The sequence below is a fragment of the Paenibacillus sp. J31R98 genome (assembly GCF_056269245.1).
Genome location: NZ_JBWDNO010000004.1, coordinates 1 through 20,672 on the forward strand (window position 1 = coordinate 1; position 20,672 = coordinate 20,672).

Below are 20,672 nucleotides of genomic sequence, written 5' to 3' on the forward strand. Positions count from 1 at the left end.
TAACCCGTAACCCGTAACCCGTAACCCGTAACCCGTAACCCGTAACCCGTAACCCGTAACCCGTAACCCGTAACCCGTAACCCGTAACCCGTAACCCGTAACCCGTAACCCGTAACCCCGCAACCCCGCAACCCGCAACCCTGGAACCCCGACCACCACAAGTCGCCACCCGACGCTGTCCCCGTAAAGTAAATGCGCAAACATAACTAAGAAGCGTTATCCGGCCACAATTGTACGCTGCAAAATTCTAACGGTACCCAGCGACGTTATTGGGCCCGAAACAAGCGTGAAACATGCTAAATTAGCCGAATAGCGTTTCCTAGTTCCGTTAGAATTTCAAATTGGGCGAAAATGAGCAAATAGCGCTTCCTGGTTCCGTTAGGGGTTAGGGGTTGGCATCGTGGGTGGTTGCAAGCTTCGTATACACAGCATGTATTCTGTTTTCGGTACACTAACTGCGCTAACGAACCTCAGAAACGCTATTTGGTCAAAATCGCACAATGCTAAAATCTAACGAACTCCAGGCAAGTTATTTGGTCAAAAACAACCGTAAAACACTCGAAATTCGCCGAATAGCGTTTCCTCGATTCGTTAGAATTTCAAAGTGGGCGAAATTGGGCAAATAGCGTTTCCTGAGTTCGTTAGAGTGGGAGGACAGGTGAAGAGAGGGGTAGTGCGGATCGAACGGTTCAAAGTAACTTTTTACTGCCGCGCTACCTACTCTCCGCACAAAAAAAGCCGCCACTATTACTAGTGGCGACCTCCTCTTCTATGCACGGTCAATAATCGTCTGATATGTCGTCCGGTCACAATTTTGAACCAGCTTCACGAGAAGCTCCTTCGCCGCATCGTAGTCGTCCGTGTGAAGAACGGATGCGGACGTATGGATATATCTTGCGCATACGCCGATAACCGTCGACGGGATGCCGATACCTTGCGTATGTACCGCGCCAGCGTCTGTACCGCCTTGCGAGACGAAGTACTGATACGGAATTTTGTGCGTATCGGCCATATCCTTCACATACTCGACCATACCGCGGTGAGTCAGCATAGTTGGATCGTAAATACGCAGCAGCGCGCCTTTGCCAAGTTGGCCGAACTGCGACTTGTCGCCGTTCATATCGTTCGCCGCGCTCGCATCCATCGCGAAGAACAAGTCCGGTTTAATGAGCGAGGATGCCGTCTTCGCGCCGCGAAGGCCGAGCTCTTCCTGAACCGTAGCACCGGAGTAGAGCACGTTCGGCAGCTGTTTGCCCTTCAGCTCTTTCAGGAGCTCGATGGCAAGGCCGACGCCGTAGCGGTTATCCCATGCTTTTGCCATAATCTTCTTCGGATTCGCCAGTGGCGTGAACTCGCAATAAGGCACCGCTTGCTGGCCGATGCGCACGCCAACCTCTTCGGCATGCTGGCGGCTGTCCGCGCCGATGTCGACGTACATGCCTTTCACATCGAGCGGCTTCCCGCGCGCTGATTCATCGAGCAGATGAACCGGCGTCGTGCCGATAATGCCGACGATTGGACCGTTATCGGTCATCACTTGAATGCGCTGCGCAGGCAACACCTGGCTGAACCAGCCGCCGAGCGTCTGGAATTTGAGCATGCCGTTCTCGGTGATGCCGGTAATCATGAAGCCAACTTCATCCAGATGGCCTGCTGCCATAATGACCGGACCGCTCTCGTCGCCCCGCATCACACCAAAAATACTGCCAAGTCTGTCAGTTACAATCTCGCTCGTATATTTCTCAATTTCTCCGCGTACAAAGCCTCTAAGCTCTCGCTCGAATCCGGATGCCGCTTGAAAATCGGTCAGAGTCTTCATCAGTTCCATCGTTTCATGATTCATGGCTAACGTACCTCGCTATTCGTTTAATCTAATGACCACTCTCATTTTAAACCTTTTGGCAGCACGGGTAAACTTTAGGTCGAAGATCAAATAAAATTCAATGGATTCGGAACCATTTTGCGCTTATTTTGTGATGGGGAGCAGGTGAAGGCGGATAGCTTTTATAGAATGTTGAGATGCGAATCTGGTCTTTTACGGAACAAAAGAGGAGGTTGATACGATGATCACGAAGCCATTAAGCATAGGAGTATGCCGGTTGTGGGCTATTATCATATTCCGATTGTAAGAAGACCGGATTTGAATGACATCTTCAGCGAATTAACGATTGAAGATGTAGACGGTTATCGCATTGCTTTTGGGGGATAAGCTCCCGCACATGAGGTACTGCAACATGTCATCACGCATGCAAAATACTTCCGACAAGCCTCTTTATACAAAAGTTGGAATTGATTACAATAGGGGAAACAGCCAGTTTTCATTCAGATCAGCCCTCCTTTGCACATCCCCTGCTCCCCAGTCCTAGCATAACAGCTCCAGAATTTCGTAAGCGTTTACTTAAGCTCCACTCGGTATGGCATCGTATGATCAGTCAACTTCGGCTAGAAGAGGCACTTATCATCTTTCATAAGATTCGGAGGTAACGAACGTGGCCAAAATTACAGGCGTGAAATGCATTCGTACACGGCATGATGGCAGCTGGACAATTGTGAAGGTGACGACGGATCAGGATGGACTCTATGGAATCGGTTCGGCGACGGATATATTCAATCCGGAGGCGGTCGTTCAGGTGGTGGAGCAGCTCTTTGCTCCCCTCTTGATTGGACGGGACCCCAGCAGAATCGAAGATGTTTGGCAGACGCTGCATCAGAGCGGCTATTGGCGGCATGGCTCAATCACCCAGACGGCCATCGGCGGCATTGATATGGCGCTTTGGGATATTAAGGGCAAGGAGGCTGGGCTGCCGGTGTATCAGCTGCTAGGCGGTGCTTGCCGTGCTGCGGTGCCGTGCTACGGCCATGCGGACGGCCGCGATCAAGTGGAATTGGAAGAAGCGGTGCACCGGTATAAGGAAGAGGGCTATACCGTCATCCGTTGTCAGCTCGGTTCTTACGGCGGCGGCGGCTTCCTGAAGGATAACGAGGCGAACTTGCCTAACCCGCACTGGTCGATCGGCGCTACATTCAATGAAACGACTTATTTGAACGCCATTCCGGATATGTTCGAGAAGCTGCGCGTGAAGTTCGGCAACGACATGCAGTTTACGCATGACGTGCATGAGCATTTGACGCCGATTGGCGCGGTTCAACTGGCCAAACGGCTGGAGCCGTACAGCTTGTTCTTCCTTGAGGATGTGCTGCCGCCGGAGCAGATCGGCTGGTATCGCCATCTGCGCCAGCAGTCGACGACGCCGCAAGCGGTCGGCGAGCTGTTCGCCAACCCGCACGAGTGGACGGATCTCATCGTCGAGCGGCTTATCGATTTCATTCGCGTGCGCGTCTCCAAAGCAGGCGGCATCAGCGCCTGCCGCAAAATCGCCGCGCTCGGCGAGAACTTCGGCGTCCGCACCGCATGGCAGGAGGGCGGCGAGAACGATCCGGTGAACCAGGCGGCGGCGGTTCATCTGGACCGTGCCGTGTGGAATTTTGGCATTCAGGAGATTAATCATTTCAAGGACGCGGAATGCGAGGCGTTCCCAGGGCATGTTGAGCGAAAAGGCGGCTATCTGTACTTATCGGAGAAGCCGGGGCTCGGCGTTGATATCGACGAGGAGAAAGCGGCGCTACTGGTCGATGAAAAGTGGAACCGCAAGGCGTACCATTTCCCATACCCGACAGATCGCAAGGCGGACGGCACGCTTGTGCGTCCATAATTCATGGAGGTGATTGCTATGAAAACGATCGCAGTAACGGGAGCAAGCGGTAGGCTTGGCGTGCGCGTCATAGAGGAACTACAGCGACAGGGGTATGAGGTCGTTGCGCTGGATACTCGCAGGAGCGACAAGCTGCGCTGCAAGCAGATAACGGTGAATCTATCTGAACTCGGGCAAGTGATCAGCGGCATCAACGGCGCGGATGCCATTGTCCATTTGGGGGCGATCCCGTCTCCGACGGGCTATACGTATGAACATATTTTTGCGAATAATGTGAACTCTACGTACAATGTGCTCGAGGCGGCTTCCATTCTTGGTATTAAGAAGGTGGTAATCGCTTCAAGCGAGTCGTCATACGGCTTCTGCTGGGCACCGTCTCCGTTCGACCCGCATTATTTCCCGGTCGATGAAGCGCATCCGCAGATTCCGCAGGAATGCTATGGGCTCTCGAAGATTGTGAATGAACAAACGGCGGAGATGTTCAATCGCCGTAATGGCATGCAGGTCGTGGCGATGCGTTATTCGATGATCACCACCGGGGAGGAGCTGCGTGGGCTTCGGCAAAGTTTCGCCGATCCTTCGCGCTTCAAGAATATTCTGTGGAGCTACATCCATGTGGATGATGCTGTCTCCGCCACAATCGCTGCGCTCACCGCCGATGGACTCGGCTATGTGTCACTTGGCATTACGAGCAGCGATACGCTGAGCGATTGGGAGACGGAGCGGCTGCTCGATGAGTTCTACCCCGCGGTGCGCGACCGTCGGAAGCGCTTCGAGGGACGCGAAGCGATCGTCAGCAACGAGCTGGCGGGTCGCTTACTGAACTGGCGCCCGGTGCGTTCGTGGGCGGATGAGGGATAGTCGTTTGCGAGTGTGAGAGTATGTTTGGGTTTGGGTCTCGCCTGCTCCGGATGGAGCGGGCGGGGCTTTTTTGCTATAGAGATGGCATGAAATAGACAAGACAGTGCTATAATGGTGACAAGCTTACAACTATATGAAGAGGTGATTGATCGTGCTAGGTCGCAGCGGTAATCCCACGTTGAATGACAAAACATTTGAGAAAACAAGTAACTATTCCAGCACGAACCGGATGACCATTAACGGGACAGTCAACAAAGCGTTCATTACGCTGGCGATCCTCCTTGGCGCCGCGTTCGCTACGTGGTCGATGTATTTTAAAGGCCAGAATGTGCTTCCGTTCGTAGTGGCCGGGGCTATCGGCGGATTCATCCTTGCGCTCGTCATCAGCTTCAAGCCAACGACGGCACCATTCCTCGTTCCGATCTATGCGGCGCTCGAAGGCTGCTTCCTTGGTGCATTGTCGGCAGGATACGAGACCAAGTACCACGGCATTACGCTGCAAGCCGCGCTTATTACGATGTGCGTGTTCTTCGCCCTTCTTGTTGCATACAAGACGCGGTTGATCCGAGCGACGGAGAACTTCAAGCTCGGCATCTTCGCAGCAACCGGGGGCATAGCGCTCGTCTACCTCGTAAGCATGGTTCTTGGCATGTTCGGCGTATCGGTGCCATATTTGCACGACAGCACGCCGCTCGGCATTGGCATCTCGCTTGTTATTGTCGTTGTCGCAGCACTGAACCTTGTGCTGGATTTCGATTTCATCGAGCAAGGTGCAAACCAAGGCGCACCGAAGTACATGGAATGGTACGGCGCGTTCGGCCTCATGGTGACGCTCGTGTGGCTGTATATTGAAATTCTTCGTCTGCTGGCGAAGCTGCGGAGCCGCGACTAACCGGAAAGCAGCCAAATGAGTGAAAGAGAGTACTCTAGGGATACACATTGGTGGAGAAGCAGCCAAATGAGTGAAAGAGAGTACTCTAGGGATACACATTGGTGGAAAAGCAGCCAAATGAGTGAAAGAGAGTAGTCTAGGGATACACATTGGTGGAAAAGCAGCCAAATGAGTGAAAGAGAGTACTCTAGGGATACACATTAGCTAATAAAGCCGTATCAAATTAAAAGCCTCGTACCTTCCAGCGCGGAAGGACGAGGCTTTTTCTAAACCCGATAAGCCGACGGACTAACGCCCGTCACCTTCTTGAACACATTGCAGAAGTAATTCTGGTCCTCGTACCCGACCAGCTGAGAGATACGCGCGATCTTCAGCGTCGTTGTTCGAAGCAGCTCCTTCGACCTTTCAATCCGCGCACGCGTGACATAGTCGTTAAAGCTGACGCCGACGACGCTCTTGAACCGCTTCGAGAAATAATTCGGGTGAATATAGTAGTTGTCGCTCACCCATTGCAACGACAAGTCCTCGTCATAGTGCTGCTGCACATATAGCTGCACGCTCTCGATGATTTCGTCGCAGGAGCGCTCTGCGCCGCGATCGAGCATGCTGCTTAACCGCTCCAGCTGCTGCTCGATAATCACAATAATATCATGCCAGTCCGTCAGGCTCTCGAGACTGGCGAACGGTGTGCCGAGACTCCAGTTCGGCAGGTCGATGGCCGTCTTGGCGGCATGCTTGCGGAGCATATGAATGATCTCGGTATACAGATATTCCACCTGTTCATACCGCGCGTCCGGCGACTCCGCGAGGGAGCGGAACAGCTGCGCCGCATAATCCAGAAACTCGCGGTGCCGTCCTTCCTCCAGCATGGCGGTCAACCCGCGCTCCGCTTGATTCAGCAGCAACGAAGCGCTGTTCACTCCATTACCGCCAATCGCGACTGCCGTTCCTTCCGGGCTTTTCACTCTAGCCGCACCAATCGCGCCATCTCCGCTTTTCACTCCAGCCGCGCCATTCACTCCAGCCACTCCGCCACCAGAGTCCAAATAAACATTCCCATTCCCGAATAACAGCCGGTTCTGCAGAGCCTTCCGCGCTTCCATGCAGGAGAGCCGAAGCTGCGTCAGCTCCTCCTTCACGCCGCCGACGCCGATGGAGACGATAAGGCCGAGATGCTGGCGAATCCAGCTGATCGTCTGCGTGAGCGTCTCCCCAATACGCCCGAGGTCAAGCCGATCCGCTTGTGAACCGAGGAAGACAACAATCTCTTCCGAGTGATAAGCATGCTTGAACGCGATGACTTCAATCGGAAGCGCAGCGAGTGCATTCTCGATGCTGTTTTGCACCGCGAAGCGGGCGAGCGGCTCATCATTGTCGCCAAACCGAGAGGTCTCGTTACGGAATACAATTCGCACCGACGCGCCAGCGAAGGATCGGCCACGCACCAAGCCTACAGGCAGCCCATCCCAGCGAGCATCCTGCTCTGAGATCAGATGCGTCAGCTGAAAATCCAGCGGCTGCAAGTTGCTCTGGCGAATCATCTCGTTCAGCTCATTCAGCTTGGAACGATCGGCCTCCTGCTGCCGCTCCGCCTTCAGCTCCTCGACAAGTCCAGCGAGCAGCACGTGCAGCTTCTGTTTGTCGATTGGCTTTAGCAGATAATCCTTCACATTATAGAGCAGCGCTTCGCGCACATATTCGAACTCATTGAAGCCGCTGATGATGACAAACTTCACATTCGGGAAGTTGACCCGAGCTTGATTAATGAACTGAAGACCGTCCATGCCCGGCATTCTGACGTCGGTCAAGACAATATCCGGCTGGCAGCTCACCAGCTGGAACATCGCTTCGAAACCGTCTCCAGCCTCTCCGGCAAGCTCAAGACCGAGTGTCTTCCAATCAATCTTCCGTATGAGACCTTCCCGCAGCAGCGGCTCGTCTTCAACGATGAGTACCTTCATCCACTCCATCCCCTCCTGCAGTCTGCTTCGGCAGCTCAAAATAAATCCGTGTGCCAACGCCCGGCCGACTTTCAATTTCAACCCTCGGGTCGCTGTCGTAGTACATTTGAATGCGCCTGAATACGTTCGCTAGTCCAATCATGGTGCGGGAGGAGGACTGTCTGGACACGATATCGCTCGGGTTGCTTAGCTTGCGGTGGAAGAGCTCGATCATGGCAGGGTCCATGCCGACTCCGTTATCCTCCACGATGATTTTCAGCGAGGCTTCATCAAGACTGCCAATCGTAACGCGTACCCACTTGTTGCCGACCTTCTGCTCCAGACCATGGATGATCGCATTCTCAACCAATGGTTGAATTAGAAACTTCGGCAAAATCAAATCTTCTATGCCGGGCTCCACGTCAATCTCATAAGCGAACAGCTTGGCGAAACGGATCTGATAGATAGACAGGTACTGGTCCAGATGCGTCACTTCTTCCTGTACGGTTGCCAGACTGCCGCCGTTCAGGTTGTAGCGGAGCATGCTCCCGAGGGCGATGCAAATATACGAGACTCGCTCGTCCCCATCTATCGAAGAGATGCTGTCGATGGTGCTTAATGTATTGTAGAGAAAATGCGGATTAATCTGCGTTTGCAGCGCCTTGATCTCAGCCTCTTTCTTGAGCAGCTCCGTCTCGTAGACTTTGGAGATGAGCGTACTGATCTCGGAGGTCATCTTGTTAAAGCTATGCTGAATGGTAGACAGCTCGTCATTGCCCTTCACTTCAACCGTTGCGCCAAAGTCGCCCATTTCCACCTGCTTCATCTTCTTGTTCAGCTCTTTCAGCGGACGAGTTACGCCTGCAGCAATGAGCGAAGCGAGCAGCATGGCAGAGAGGACACTGATCATAGCGACGACGATGAGCGTGTTGCGAAATGTATTCACCTTTTGCAGAACTTGGCCTAAAGGAACGCTGCCGATGATGATCCAGTCGCCGGCATTCAATCGTTCATAATAGCCGATAAACGTTTTGTCCTGATTCACAAAACGGAAGTTAACGTATTCATTCGATTTCTGCGCTTGCTTATAGGCTGCGAACAACGGACTTTTTGCAATGGACTTGCCAATCTCCGCTTTATTGTGCGTATAGATGATGCGTCCGGCGTGGTCTGCAATGTAATACTTGCTCCCGTTGTTGTTTTGCAGGCCGAGTAATATCTTGTCAAGCACGCCAGGGTCCATATCGATCTTGATATAGCCGATGGGGCGCTGCGCATTCATCGTAATGCGCTTAAGCAGCTGAATATAGCTGACGGATTGAACCGGAGTCACAGTTGTGCTAATGGTCGTATACGAGACGGTCCAGAACGGGAAGCCATCCATCTGAAGCGCCTTCTCGTAAAGTTTGGCTTGCTGCTGATCCAGCAGCTCTTTGACACTCGCGTTGTAATAGTAATAACTGGATATTTGCATCCCATCCATGCGGGTAATTGCGATGAAGGAGATGAGCGGATTCTGCACCTTCTGAGAGGCAAGCTTATTGCGGTAATATTGTTCATTGTCGAAGTTCGGGGGACCGTCGAGGAATTTCTGCAGCGATGTATCGCTGAAATAGCTGTAGCCCGTATTCGAGATCGTCTTGAAATGGAGATTCAGTGTATCGACTGTTTGCTCCGTCATCTTCTCCAGTCCTTGGAGGGTAGAGGCTTCAAGCTCGCGGCTCATGATGCGGTAGTAGGAGTAGCCCATGATAATGGCTGTTAGGCCGATGACGATGAAGAAGGAGAGAATCATTTTATTACGGAATTGCATGGCAGGCCCCCTAACGATGTAACCGCTTTCCCTTTTGCGAAACGTATTCGACAATTTCGGCTATTTTCCTTTTTTAGGGAGTCTCAGAATTACACAATTGATTAAAATATTGCTAATCGAATGTTAAGATATTACATAGAAAGCGCTACCATTTCGGACCTATACTTGAGTTGTAAATCAGATAACCATTCGAGGGAGGCAGTCAATTGAAGAACAAGTTGAAGTTCAGAACATGGTCAAGCTTGGCAATTGTTCTCGTCTTAATGCTCATTGTTTCAGCTTGTGGGGGCGGTAACGGCGGCAACAACAATACTAGCTCGAATACAAGCAACAATAGCACGTCAGACAATACTGCAACGACGAACGACACTTCGAACACGAATGCAACGACAAACAACACATCAGATAATGCAGCGACAACAGATAACGCAGCTGCAAGCGGCGGCAACGTCGACATTACCGTATGGGATCAGCCGAATCCGGACGATACGATGAAATCGGTGAAAGAAGAAGTGTATGCGGATTTCGAAGCGGCGAATCCGGGCATTAAAGTGAAGCACGAATTGATGCCGCAAGGCACGAATGACCGTGAAGTATTCGTAACGGCAATGGCGGGCGGCAACGGTCCGGATGCCTACCATGCAGCTCACTTCCCAATCATTGCGGACTGGGTAGGTCAAGGTCTTGCGCTTGACCTTACTCCTTACTGGGATAGCTATGCGGACAAAGATCAGTTTATTGCTTCTTCGATGCAAGCAGGAACAATTGACGGCAAAGTATATGGCATTCCGCACGATATGTACGTAACCGGCTTGTTCTGGAACAAGAAGATGTTCGAAGCAGCAGGTCTCGACCGTGATACGCCTCCGGCGAACTGGGATCAGCTCGTTGAATTCGGCCAGAAGCTGACGAATACGTCCAAGAAGCAGTACGGCATTACGCTGCTTGGCATGGAATGGGCGGACTGGTGGTTCGAGTACTACGTATGGCAAGCGGGCGGCGACCTGACACACGTGAATGACGACGGCACTGTGCAATTGGCGTTCACTGAAGATCCTTCGGTTCAAGCGCTGCAATTCTATAAAGATCTCAAGTGGAAGTACAAAATCGTTCAAAACAACGTGCTTCAAAGCTACCAGGATAATATGAACGATATTTTCCAAGGGCGAGCAGCCATGTCGAATGCAGCATCCGGCGGCTTCGGCGACTATGTTGCGCAAGGTATGGATCTGAACGATGTAGGCTTTGCTCCGTATCCGGTAGGTCCTGGCGGCAAAGGCCCAGGCCAAATCGGCGGCGCTTACTGGATTATCAATCCGAAGACGTCCAAGGAGAAGCAAGACGCAGCTTGGAAATACATCACTTACATGAACTCCAAAGAAGTAGCGGAGAAATTCCTGAAATTCCAACAAGACAACGGTATCTTCCCTAACCTGCTGTCCGTTCGCAGCGACGTTGATCCATCGCAATTCGCGAAAGACATCTCGCCTGAGCTTGTAGCAGCCGTGAACAAAGCAGCTTCCGACACACATCTCGAGTACTTCCTGAAAGAGCGTCTGACTCCATATGTCGTTAAAGCGGTTCAAAAAGCGCTGACAGATGAGAAATCAGATCCGAAGCAGCTGCTCCAGGAAGCGCAAGACGCAGCGCAAAAAGAAGTTGTCGATGCGTATAACGCATCCGTGAAGAAATAAGGCAGCGTTAACTACGGCGGAGTCGATCGGCGGGCACATGAGGTGCCAGCTGCGCTGCTCCGCCTGCCATTTTCGAAGGGAGGCGTCACTACGTTGAAACCAGCCATAGAGCAGCAGCCTCAAGTGCAAGTGCGGATCAAGACAGGTCCGAGGTTTAAGATCTCCTGGACATCCATCGCATTCCTGACCCCTGCGATTGTTTGTTTCCTGCTGTTCAAGTACTATCCGCTCATCCAAGCCGTATATATGAGCTTCTTCGATTACAAAGTCATCAACCCGCCGGGCAAGTTCGTCTGGTTGGATAATTATAAGTATTTGATTCATTCGACCGAGTTCTGGAATGCACTCAAGAATACGTTTGCGTTTTTCTTCATTTATTTCATCCTTACGTTCTGGGTGCCGATTGTACAGGCGGTGCTGCTGAACGAGATCAAGTTTGCGAGCAAGACGCTCCGTTCCCTGTACTTATTGCCGACGGCGGTTCCAGCGGTTGCGGGCTATCTGCTTTGGAAGTGGCTCTACAATCCGGATTACGGTTTATTGAACTATCTGCTTCACTTCATCGGTCTTGGTCCGTATGGCTGGCTGAATGATCCTGCTACGGCAAAGTGGTCGATCGTGCTGCCAGGCGTGTTCGCGACAGGAATGGGGATGTTGATCTATTATTCGGCCTTGCAAGGCATTCCAAGCGAAAATATCGAAGCGGCGAAGATTGATGGTGCAGGCCCATGGCGGCGAATGCGTTCAATCATATTCCCGAGCCTGAAATTCATTATCGGCATTCAGTTTATTTCGTTTGTTTGCGGCGTCTTCTTAACGTTCGACCCGATGTACATCATGACAGGCGGCGGTCCGGCGAATAGCACGCGGACACTCTCCATGCTTGTCTTCAACAGTTCCTTCAAGGAGTTCCGTTTTGGAGTGGCAGGTTCGATCTCGTTCGTCATGTTCGTCATTATTGCAATCATTACGTATGTGCAGATTAAGGTATCGAATCGGGATTAACCTCAAGCGAATTGTGAAATATGCGAGATTTGCGAGATTTGTGAAGCAGGAAGGAGCAGCTCATGGCTGGACGCGGACGTATTAAGGAGAAAGGCGGACTCTCCGTCAAGATCGTCTCTTACTCGGTTGCTGTCTTTTTTATCCTGACCTCGATTGTGCCGCTGGTCTGGATGATCAGTTCGTCGATGAAGGACAACATATCCATCTATAAGTTTCCTCCTACGTGGCTTCCCGAGGTGCCGAAGACGGTCAGTGTCACGCTGAATTATGACGGCGCGGATTTGAAGGAAGCGGATTATGAGCTGGATGCGATGGAAGCAATCTGGTTCACTTGGAAAAGAATGCAGAACGAAGCTGTCGGTGCGATGAGGATTACAGGCGTTAAGGACGGCGTCGTCGTCTATAAAGCATCCATGCCCGCATATAAGTTTACAGTGGGACGATCTGAGATTGTCCCGACGATGATCGCAACTCATGCAACGATGAAGAACAAGCTGCAGAAGATTCGCGATCGCAAGCTAACCACCTTCGACTACATTGGCGACGGCGATTCCTATAGCGGCGAGAAGGCAATTCCAACAGAGCTGCCGCAGCAGGCGAGCAATGCATTGAAATGGCTGTCCGAATCCAAAGTGGTCAAAGGAAAAGTGCTGACGATCGGCGAAGTAAGTGATTGGAAGCGGTTGTTCGACAACTATATCGTGCTATGGGCGATGACCGGCGGCTCGGACAGCAAGTCGAGCAGCGCAACTTACGGCTTTCCTCACTTTCTGCTAAATAGCGTTGTTGTCACCGGAGTCACGATTATTCTACAGCTCATCATCGGCGGAACCGCGGGCTACGCACTGGCGCATCTCGTTCGCCGAAGCATCGGAGGATGGCTGACGCTCTTCTTCGTCGCAACGATTATGATCCCGGAGATCGCGATTCTCGTACCGCTCTATCTCACGATGGATAAGCTGCATCTGGTCAATACGCTGTGGGGCATTATTTTGCCGCATACCGCTTGGGGGATCGTTATCTTCCTGTTCAAAGGGTTCTTCGAGCAGCTCCCCGGCGAGCTTCTGCAGGCAGGTCGAATTGACGGCGCAAGCGAAGTCAAAATCTTCTATCGCATCGTTGTGCCGATGTCGGCGCCGATCTTCACCGTTGTTGCGGTTATGACGTTCATCGCGGTATGGAACGAATTCTTGTGGCCGCTCGTCGTGGCACGGACGCAGGATGTATGGACCTTTACCGTTGCGCTGAATGACTTCCAGCAGCGGGCAAGCCTTGGGGCAAACGTCATTATGTCAAGTCTCGTTATCGCTACAATTCCGCTTATGCTCATCATTACGTCCTGTCAGAAGCTGATTGAGAAAGGCGTTTCTTTTACAGGGCTCAAAGGGTAGGAGATTGCTTTGGAACGTAAAGTGGCATTGGTGACCGGCTCGGGGCGCGGGATTGGCAAAGGGATTGCGCATGCTTTTGCCAAGGCGGGCTACGATGTGTGCGTCAACTATAACAAGAGCGCCGAGCAGGCGGAGGAAGTAGTCCAGCAGCTGCTGGGCTATGGCGTTCGGGCAGAAGCGGTGCAGGCGAACATTGCCGATCTGGATAGCGTCGCTTCGCTCATTGAGCAGATGGAGATTCGGTTCGGCCGGCTCGATGTGCTTGTGAACAATTCGGGCATTACACGGATGAAGCCGTTTCTGGAGACGCCGCCGGAGCTGTTCGACGAGGTGGTTCATACGGATTTCCGCGGCTTGTACTTCTGCTCGCAGTATGCGGCGCGATTGATGGTGAAGCAGGGCACGCAAGGCGTCATCATTCATATCAGCTCGAATCATGCGGAGGGCAACTGGTCGGGCTCGACCGTGTATGCGGCGGCGAAGGCTGCGGTGAACAAGCTGGCGAAGAACATGGCACTCGACCTCGCTCCGCACGGCATTCGGGTCGTCGGGATTGCTCCTGGCTATACGAAGAACAGCTGGACTTCGGATGGCAATGAACGCGTGCAGAAGATGATCGAGAATATCTCTTCGCGCATCCCGATGGGAAGGTTCTGTACACCGGAAGAGGTTGGCGAGGCAGCGGTATTTCTATCCTCGGACAGCGCGGGCTACATGACGGGAACGACGATCTATATGGATGGCGGCGCTCTGCTCCCGGTATGGGCGGAGAAGGGCAAGGACAGCTAAGTAGGACGGCTAACCAGAACGGCTAATCAGAACGGCTAATCAGAACGGCTAACCAGAACGGCTAATCAGAACAGCTAACCAGAGCGGCTAATCGCAAGCGGCGTGTGCTACCGAGTCAAAGTTTACGATGCGAAGGAGATTTGAATTGTGAAAATAACAGATATGAAGCTCTATCATGTCAAGCCTCGCTGGCTGTTTCTGAAGATTGAGACCGACGAAGGGATCGTCGGCTGGGGCGAGCCGATCGTGGAAGGCCGCGCCTTAACGGTTGCTACGGCAATTGAAGAGCTGAAGCGTTACTTGATCGGCGAAGATCCGCTGCGCATCGAGCATCACTGGCAAGTCATGTACCGCGGTACATTCTACCGCGGAGGTCCAGTGCTCGTTAGCGCGATCAGCGGAATTGAGCAGGCGCTCTGGGATATTAAAGGCAAGTTCTACAACTTGCCTGTCTATGAGATGCTCGGCGGCAGGGTGCGGGATAAGATCCGCATGTACTGCCACTGTCACGGCGCGACGCCGGAGGAGTTCGCGGCGAATGCGAAGAAGCGGGTCGCGGCTGGCTTTGACGCGATTAAGACAGGTGTGGACGCTCCTGTGCGCCACGTGGATTCGCTCGCCTTCGTGGAGAGCCAAGTGAACAAATTCGCCGCAGCGCGCGAAGCGGTCGGCAGCGGCGTCGATATCGCAATCGACTTCCACGGGCGAGTCAGCCCGGCGATGGCGATTCGATTGGCGGCTGCGCTGGAGCCGTATTATCCGATGTTCATCGAAGAGCCGTGCTTGCCGGAGAACGTTGATCAATTGCTGCGCGTCGCGCAATCGACGAGCATTCCGATTGCGACAGGCGAGCGTCTGTTCACGCGCTGGGGTTTCCGCGAAGCGCTGGAGAAAGGCGCGGTCGCGATCGTGCAGCCGGATCTGTGCCATGCCGGCGGCATCTTCGAAGGCCGCAAAATCGCCGCCATGGCGGAGACATATTACGCGTCCATCGCGCCGCACAATCCGCTTGGACCGATCTCGCTCGCGTCCTGCCTGCAGCTTGACGCTTGCACGCCGAACTTCCTCATTCAAGAGCATCCGTCGATGGCGGAGAAGTGGGACCTTGGCGAAGGCTACTTGAAGAAGCCGTTCGAAGTCATCGACGGCCATGTCGCGATTCCGCAAGGACCGGGACTCGGCATCGAAATCAACGAAGAAGCGCTCATCGAACGCAGCTTCGCCGGGGACTGGGACACGCCTCGTCTGGCGTACGATGACGGCTCGTTCGCGGAGTGGTAATGAATTGTGGTCGCCCCCTCTCTTGGTGAGAGAGGGGCGGTTTTTTGTATGTTGCGGGAAGCTACGGCTTACAGTCGTTCCGAGAGAGGCAAATTCCTCTCTCATCAAGCAAACCAAGGCAGTTTGCACCCTGAGAGAGGCATAAACCTCTCTCAACTCGGAAATTGTCTGGTTTCCGAGCTTATGCTGCTCCGAGAGAGGCAATTACCTCTCTCATCAAGCAAACCTAGGCAGTTCGCACTCTGAGAGAGGCATAAACCTCTCTCAACTCGGTATATTGCAAGGTTGCTAGTTCCTCGCTCTTCTCTACAAAGGCACCTATCATTTTGACAACACCGCAGCAACTCGCTAACATGAAGGCAACGAAATGCCTCTGCTTAAGCATGACGCCTGATAAGAAGCGGCAGGCAAAGGAGCATGTGATCTGCAATGGAAGCAACACTTGAGCTAATCGTCCGTTCCACGGAAATTGATGTGAACGGCCATGTGAATAACGCCAAGTATCTCGAATACTTGGAGTGGGGAAGAGAAGAGTGGTATGAGCAGTCGGGGCTGCACTACGACGTCTTCCTTGGGATGGGCATTCAAACGGTAACGGTGAACATTAATATCAACTATCGCAAAGAATGCAAGCAAGGCGACAAGCTGACCGTCACGACAGCGCCGGAGCGGGCAGGTCGCACAAGCTACGTGCTGAAGCAGCAGATTGTGAATGAACGCGGCGAGCTGTGCGCAGATGCTCTTGTGACGAGCGTCGCGATGGATGTGGACACGCGCAAGAGCCGCGAGCTGCCGCAAGCGCTGCGGAATCAATTCTAGGCTGCCGTATCGGAGCCTGAGAAATAGGCAATCATGGAATTTGGGGCGATGCTTAGCGGCATCGCTTTTTTCATAGGGTATATATAAATAAGTCGATTCTAAGGAGGAAAAAGTAATGGATGTTCGGATGGAGCGAGACTCCATGGGGGAAATCGCCGTAGACGCGAGCCGGATGTGGGGCGCTCAGACGGAGCGCAGCCTGCACCACTTTAAGATTGGGTCGGAGAAGATGCCGCGGGAGCTTATTACCGCATTCGCTTACTTGAAGAAAGCGGCTGCCTCGGTGAACGGCGGGCTCGGCAAGCTAGACGCGAAGAAGGCTGATGCGATTGCAGCTGCCGCTGACGAAGTCATCTCAGGGAAGTGGCAGGAGGAATTCCCGCTCTCCGTATGGCAGACAGGCAGCGGCACGCAGTCGAATATGAACGTGAATGAAGTCATTGCTCGCCGAGCGGCGCAGCTGCTGAAGGAGCAGGGCGCGACGACGGGCGCGGCCGTACATCCGAACGATGACGTCAACCGCTCACAGAGCTCGAACGACACCTTCCCGACGGCCATGCATATAGCCGCGCTTATTGCGGTGGAGGACACCGTCCTGCCGGCAATCGCGCAGCTAAAGGCGACGCTTGCGGAGAAGAGCAAAGCGTTCACCGATATCATTAAGATCGGCCGCACGCATCTGCAGGATGCGACTCCGCTCACGCTCGGGCAGGAAATTAGCGGCTGGGTGCGCATGCTCGAGAAAGGCGAGCGCAACGTGAAGCATAGCCTGGAGGAGCTGCGCGAGCTTGCGATTGGAGGTACGGCTGTAGGCACAGGGCTGAACGCCCCGCCGGGATTCAGCGAGAAAGTCGCCTCGGCAATCAGCGATCTTACTGGTAAGCGATTCATCAGCGCGCCGAACAAGTTCCAGGCACTGACGAGCCACGACGAGATCGTCTTCGTCCACGGTGCTTTCAAGGCGCTCGCAGCAGATCTGATGAAGATCGCCAACGACGTCCGCTGGCTGTCGAGCGGCCCGCGCTGCGGCATCGGGGAAATTCGGATTCCGGAGAATGAGCCAGGCAGCTCCATCATGCCGGGGAAAGTCAATCCGACGCAATGTGAAGCGCTCACCATGGTTGTTTGCCAAATAATGGGTAATGATGCGACAATCGGATTCGCAGCAAGCCAAGGTAATTTCGAGCTGAATGTATTCAAGCCGGTCATTATTCACAACTTTCTGCAGTCGGCGAGGCTGCTCGGCGACGCGATGCGTTCCTTCGATGAGCATTGCGCGCGCGGGATTGAACCGAACCAAGAGGCGATTGCACGACATCTGAGCGAATCGCTTATGCTCGTAACGGCGCTGAATCCGCACATCGGTTACGAGAATGCTGCTGCGATTGCGAAGGCAGCGCATAAGGAAGGGCTGACGCTGCGGGAAGCGGCGATTCGAAGCGGGCTCATTACAGCGGAGAAATTCGATGAAGTCGTTCGTGCGGAGGATATGGTATAGTCGCTCATTTACTTGGTCTATGGAGCTCATCCTTTTGCGAAGGTGAGCTTTATTATTTTTTTCATATAAATCATCGCGAGCACGAAGCGAAATTTTCAAATCGGTTCATGCTAATAATTCGTGCAAATCTGACAAATTGACTTTGCGTTCATAGCCAATATCAAGTATTATGATTAGAAAAGACAAGTTCTGGCTGCAAAGGAGACTATCGTGCTATGAATGCTTCGAAGAAAAGTAACTGTAAAATCGTCGACTGTACGATCCGCGATGGCGGACTCGTCAATAACTGGGATTTCAGCGTAGAGTTCGTTCAGCACTTATACAATTCGTTGAATGAAGCTGGCGTTGAGTATATGGAAATCGGCTACAAAAACTCGCCGAAGCTGCTCAAAGGCGCTGAAGGCGCAGGCCCATGGCGTTTCCTGGACGATGACTTCCTGCGTAAAGTGATTCCGCAGAAGCTGAACACGAAGCTGTCGGCGCTTGTCGATATCGGCCGTGTAGATGAGAATGATATTTTGCCTCGTGAAGAGAGCATGCTCGATCTGATCCGTGTAGCGTGCTACATTCAAGACGTGCCTAAGGCGCTTGAGCTTGTGAATGTATTCCACGAGCGTGGCTATGAGACAACACTCAACATTATGGCGCTCTCCAATGTTATGGAGAACCAGTTGCTTGAAGCGTTCGAACTGATCGAAGCAAGTGTCGTAGACGTGGTTTATGTTGTAGACTCCTATGGCAGCTTGGATCCGAATGACTTCAACTACCTGGTAAGCAAGTTCCAGAAATACTTGCCGAGCAAGCGTCTTGGCGTGCACACGCACAACAATATGCAGCTGGCATTCGCGAACACGCTTATCTCCGTTGAGAAGGGCGTAGAGTTCCTCGACGCTTCCGTATACGGCATGGGCCGCGCAGCAGGCAACTGCCCGACTGAGCTGCTCGTTGCACATCTGAAGAATACGAAGTACAACGTGCGTCCAGTGCTGGACATGATCGAGAAATATATGATTCCGCTCCGTGAGAAAGAAGAGTGGGGCTATATTATCCCTTACATGATTACAGGCATGCTGGACGAGCACCCTCGCTCGGCGATGGCGCTTCGCGATTCCGCGGATAAGGACAAATCAGTTGATTTCTACGATAAACTGACGACTCCAGAAGTATTGCACAGCAAATAATCGAGTCACACCTAACGAACTTAGAGACGGCAGAAGGCGAACAACCTTTTGCCGTCTTTTTTGTGCACGGTCATGCTTTGCTCGCTTCCAACATACACGTAATAGTGAAAATGAATCCGAACAAGCAAACCTTGATCTGGAGGTCAGAGTACATATGGTCGACGCAAACAAGCCTGGGACAAGCTTAGGCTCCATCGATTTGCATCAGCACATCGAGGAGTTTTACCGGGATGGCTTCACACTGGTACGGAACGCTCTTAGCGAAGAGGAAGCGGATGAGCTTCAGCGGGCGCATCAGCGCATCTTCGAGACGACGGAGCCGGACGGGTACGGTGCCAATCTGAGAACCAAAATGTTCGAGCGGGGCGATAGCTTCCTCCAGTTGATCAATAAGTCGCCAACCGTGGAGTTTGCAGAGGCTGTGCTCGGCAAGAATTGCCACATGTTCTCGAACAATGCGCTCTATACGACGCCAGGCACTGGGATTGATTTCTGGCATGTGGATGAAGATCTGTTCTTCCCGATCCCGGAGGAAGTGGAGCTCGATCCGCGCATTATGATGCCGTGCTTCATGTTCACTGCCATGTACTACTTGACAGATGTAACGGAAGATATGGGACCGACACAGCTTGTGCCGGGAAGTCATCGCAGCGGAAGGCATCCAGATTCTCCGAAGGATACCCCGTACTATAACGGCCAAGGACCAGTCTCCATTCTGGCACGCAAGGGCGATGTGCTTTACTTCAACGGCCAAACCTGGCATCGCGGCGCCAAAAATGAAAGCGACCGGGTCCGGCAAGTCCAGCAAGTCACATACGGGAGACGATGGGTGTCGCAGCGCTTCTATCCTTTCATCAATTATGTGATGCCGCGGGAAGTGATCGACCTTGTGGAGGGGAATCCGAGGCTGAAACGGCTGATGGGCTTTCATCCGCGCGGGCCTTACGGTTGAATGAATCGAAGCACAGCACGGAGAAATTCCGTGCTGTTTTTATATGATTCAGCTCTTTTGCTCGTCCGTATTGAAATTTGGTAGGGCTTCCATTACAATAAAGTCCATTCTATACCTTGATTGGCGTTACTGAACTTGAGAGGGAGTGGCTGTTACATGGAGAATACACTAGCGCTAATCAAAGAGCGTTTGGAAGCACGCCATACGCTGTCGGCCTTGTCGCCGAAACATCCGTGGGACCCGGAGCTTGATTATCCAATTGCGGACTTGCCGCTTGAAACAACATTAAGGACGAGAGCTGCCGAAGCTGCGCTTATTGCGCTTCGGGCAGGGCTGTATCTGCTCAATGATAATTTGGACGCGTCGCATTCGCAGTCGCAGGAGATTGAGGATGACGCGACAGGCGCTTATTGGCACGGCATTATGCATCGAATGGAAGGCGATTACTCGAACGCGAACTACTGGTTCAGCCAAGCGGGCGCTCACCCGGCGATGGAGAAGCTGCAAGCGCGAGTAGCGGATTGGATTCAGCACAGCGTCGTACTTGGCGATCTGCCGGACGGACAGGTGCGTGATGCTTTGCTTCATATGAAGCAGCAGGTTCGCTGGAATCCGAATGCGTTCACGAGCATGGTTGCGCTGCAGGAGAGAGGAGCAAGCTCAGAGGAGACCAGAAGCGCGATTGAATACGTGCAGCATCTGGAGCTGATCGAGCTGTTTGCCTATACCTACGATGCGGCTCGACAAGTATTGGAAGCTTAAATAAGTTTGCTCTCAAATAAGAAGGACCTCAACAACACGGTATCTGCGTGATGTTGAGGTCCTTTTTCATTTGTATATAAG

16 protein-coding genes are annotated in these 20,672 nt (G+C 52.8%); 13 read left to right on the forward strand and 3 right to left on the reverse strand.

Features of this window, described 5'->3' with window-relative positions; genetic code table 11:
- Window positions 1-769: 769 nt before the first annotated feature.
- Entirely contained in the window at window positions 770-1,843 is a 1,074-nt protein-coding gene (locus AC0YNX_RS16475; RefSeq protein WP_475816789.1) for a M42 family metallopeptidase, read from the reverse strand.
- Between the two features lie 646 nt (window positions 1,844-2,489).
- On the opposite strand from AC0YNX_RS16475, the gene AC0YNX_RS16480 reads away from it, so the two are divergent.
- The 3 genes from AC0YNX_RS16480 (at window position 2,490) to AC0YNX_RS16490 (ending at window position 5,466) form a co-directional block, all read left to right on the forward strand.
- Complete coding sequence (locus AC0YNX_RS16480) at window positions 2,490-3,713, forward strand: enolase C-terminal domain-like protein (protein ID WP_475816790.1); 1,224 nt, start codon at window positions 2,490-2,492, stop codon at window positions 3,711-3,713.
- A gap of 18 nt (window positions 3,714-3,731) precedes the next feature.
- Window positions 3,732-4,574: an NAD-dependent epimerase/dehydratase family protein gene (locus AC0YNX_RS16485; protein WP_475816791.1), complete on the forward strand. Its 843-nt coding sequence runs from the start codon at window positions 3,732-3,734 to the stop codon at window positions 4,572-4,574.
- 151 nt (window positions 4,575-4,725) lie between these two features.
- Window positions 4,726-5,466, forward strand: coding sequence for a Bax inhibitor-1/YccA family protein (locus AC0YNX_RS16490; RefSeq protein WP_475816792.1), 741 nt, complete (start codon window positions 4,726-4,728; stop codon window positions 5,464-5,466).
- Between the two features lie 266 nt (window positions 5,467-5,732).
- Here AC0YNX_RS16490 and AC0YNX_RS16495 read toward each other — a convergent pair whose 3' ends face one another.
- Both AC0YNX_RS16495 and AC0YNX_RS16500 read right to left on the reverse strand, forming a co-directional pair.
- Window positions 5,733-7,427, reverse strand: coding sequence for a response regulator (locus AC0YNX_RS16495; RefSeq protein ID WP_475816793.1), 1,695 nt, complete (start codon window positions 7,425-7,427; stop codon window positions 5,733-5,735).
- Window positions 7,408-9,219 carry a cache domain-containing sensor histidine kinase gene (locus AC0YNX_RS16500; RefSeq protein ID WP_475816794.1) on the reverse strand — a complete coding sequence of 604 codons (1,812 nt, stop codon included), beginning with the start codon at window positions 9,217-9,219 and terminating at the stop codon, window positions 7,408-7,410. The genes AC0YNX_RS16495 and AC0YNX_RS16500 overlap by 20 nt, the downstream gene beginning before the upstream one ends.
- A gap of 206 nt (window positions 9,220-9,425) precedes the next feature.
- Between AC0YNX_RS16500 and AC0YNX_RS16505 the strand changes: the two genes are divergently transcribed.
- The 10 genes from AC0YNX_RS16505 to AC0YNX_RS16550 all read left to right on the forward strand — a co-directional run bounded on the left by AC0YNX_RS16505 (window position 9,426) and on the right by AC0YNX_RS16550 (window position 20,591).
- Entirely contained in the window at window positions 9,426-10,913 is a 1,488-nt protein-coding gene (locus AC0YNX_RS16505; protein ID WP_475816795.1) for an extracellular solute-binding protein, read from the forward strand.
- 93 nt (window positions 10,914-11,006) lie between these two features.
- Window positions 11,007-11,918 (forward strand): carbohydrate ABC transporter permease, encoded by a 912-nt coding sequence (locus AC0YNX_RS16510; RefSeq protein ID WP_475816796.1) that lies wholly within the window; start codon window positions 11,007-11,009, stop codon window positions 11,916-11,918.
- A gap of 62 nt (window positions 11,919-11,980) precedes the next feature.
- On the forward strand, window positions 11,981-13,309 hold the full coding sequence (locus AC0YNX_RS16515) for a carbohydrate ABC transporter permease (RefSeq protein ID WP_475816797.1): 1,329 nt from the start codon (window positions 11,981-11,983) through the stop codon (window positions 13,307-13,309).
- A gap of 9 nt (window positions 13,310-13,318) precedes the next feature.
- Window positions 13,319-14,098, forward strand: a complete 780-nt coding sequence (locus tag AC0YNX_RS16520) for an SDR family NAD(P)-dependent oxidoreductase (RefSeq protein ID WP_475816798.1) — start codon at window positions 13,319-13,321, stop codon at window positions 14,096-14,098.
- 147 nt (window positions 14,099-14,245) lie between these two features.
- Window positions 14,246-15,379 (forward strand): galactonate dehydratase, encoded by a 1,134-nt coding sequence (dgoD, locus tag AC0YNX_RS16525; RefSeq protein WP_475816799.1) that lies wholly within the window; start codon window positions 14,246-14,248, stop codon window positions 15,377-15,379.
- 429 nt (window positions 15,380-15,808) lie between these two features.
- On the forward strand, window positions 15,809-16,198 hold the full coding sequence (locus AC0YNX_RS16530; RefSeq protein WP_475816800.1) for an acyl-CoA thioesterase: 390 nt from the start codon (window positions 15,809-15,811) through the stop codon (window positions 16,196-16,198).
- Window positions 16,199-16,313: 115 nt separating this feature from the next.
- Window positions 16,314-17,696, forward strand: coding sequence for a class II fumarate hydratase (gene fumC, locus AC0YNX_RS16535; RefSeq protein ID WP_475816801.1), 1,383 nt, complete (start codon window positions 16,314-16,316; stop codon window positions 17,694-17,696).
- A 215-nt stretch (window positions 17,697-17,911) separates the two neighbouring features.
- Window positions 17,912-18,877, forward strand: coding sequence for an aldolase catalytic domain-containing protein (locus AC0YNX_RS16540; RefSeq protein WP_475816802.1), 966 nt, complete (start codon window positions 17,912-17,914; stop codon window positions 18,875-18,877).
- A 154-nt stretch (window positions 18,878-19,031) separates the two neighbouring features.
- Entirely contained in the window at window positions 19,032-19,829 is a 798-nt protein-coding gene (locus tag AC0YNX_RS16545) for a phytanoyl-CoA dioxygenase family protein (protein WP_475816803.1), read from the forward strand.
- Window positions 19,830-19,985: 156 nt separating this feature from the next.
- Window positions 19,986-20,591: a hypothetical protein gene (locus tag AC0YNX_RS16550; RefSeq protein WP_475816804.1), complete on the forward strand. Its 606-nt coding sequence runs from the start codon at window positions 19,986-19,988 to the stop codon at window positions 20,589-20,591.
- The last annotated feature ends 81 nt before the right edge of the window (window positions 20,592-20,672 follow it).

What these genes read in the sequence shown, in the direction of transcription:
- AC0YNX_RS16475 (WP_475816789.1), bottom strand. Translation starts at nt 1,843, where the DNA reads ATGAATCATGAAACGATGGAACTGATGAAGACTCTGACCGATTTTCAA.
- AC0YNX_RS16485 (WP_475816791.1), top strand. Translation starts at nt 3,732, where the DNA reads ATGAAAACGATCGCAGTAACGGGAGCAAGCGGTAGGCTTGGCGTGCGC.
- AC0YNX_RS16495 (WP_475816793.1), bottom strand. Translation starts at nt 7,427, where the DNA reads ATGAAGGTACTCATCGTTGAAGACGAGCCGCTGCTGCGGGAAGGTCTC.
- AC0YNX_RS16500 (WP_475816794.1), bottom strand. Translation starts at nt 9,219, where the DNA reads ATGCAATTCCGTAATAAAATGATTCTCTCCTTCTTCATCGTCATCGGC.
- AC0YNX_RS16515 (WP_475816797.1), top strand. Translation starts at nt 11,981, where the DNA reads ATGGCTGGACGCGGACGTATTAAGGAGAAAGGCGGACTCTCCGTCAAG.
- AC0YNX_RS16530 (WP_475816800.1), top strand. Translation starts at nt 15,809, where the DNA reads ATGGAAGCAACACTTGAGCTAATCGTCCGTTCCACGGAAATTGATGTG.
- fumC (WP_475816801.1), top strand. Translation starts at nt 16,314, where the DNA reads ATGGATGTTCGGATGGAGCGAGACTCCATGGGGGAAATCGCCGTAGAC.
- AC0YNX_RS16540 (WP_475816802.1), top strand. Translation starts at nt 17,912, where the DNA reads ATGAATGCTTCGAAGAAAAGTAACTGTAAAATCGTCGACTGTACGATC.
- AC0YNX_RS16545 (WP_475816803.1), top strand. Translation starts at nt 19,032, where the DNA reads ATGGTCGACGCAAACAAGCCTGGGACAAGCTTAGGCTCCATCGATTTG.
- AC0YNX_RS16550 (WP_475816804.1), top strand. Translation starts at nt 19,986, where the DNA reads ATGGAGAATACACTAGCGCTAATCAAAGAGCGTTTGGAAGCACGCCAT.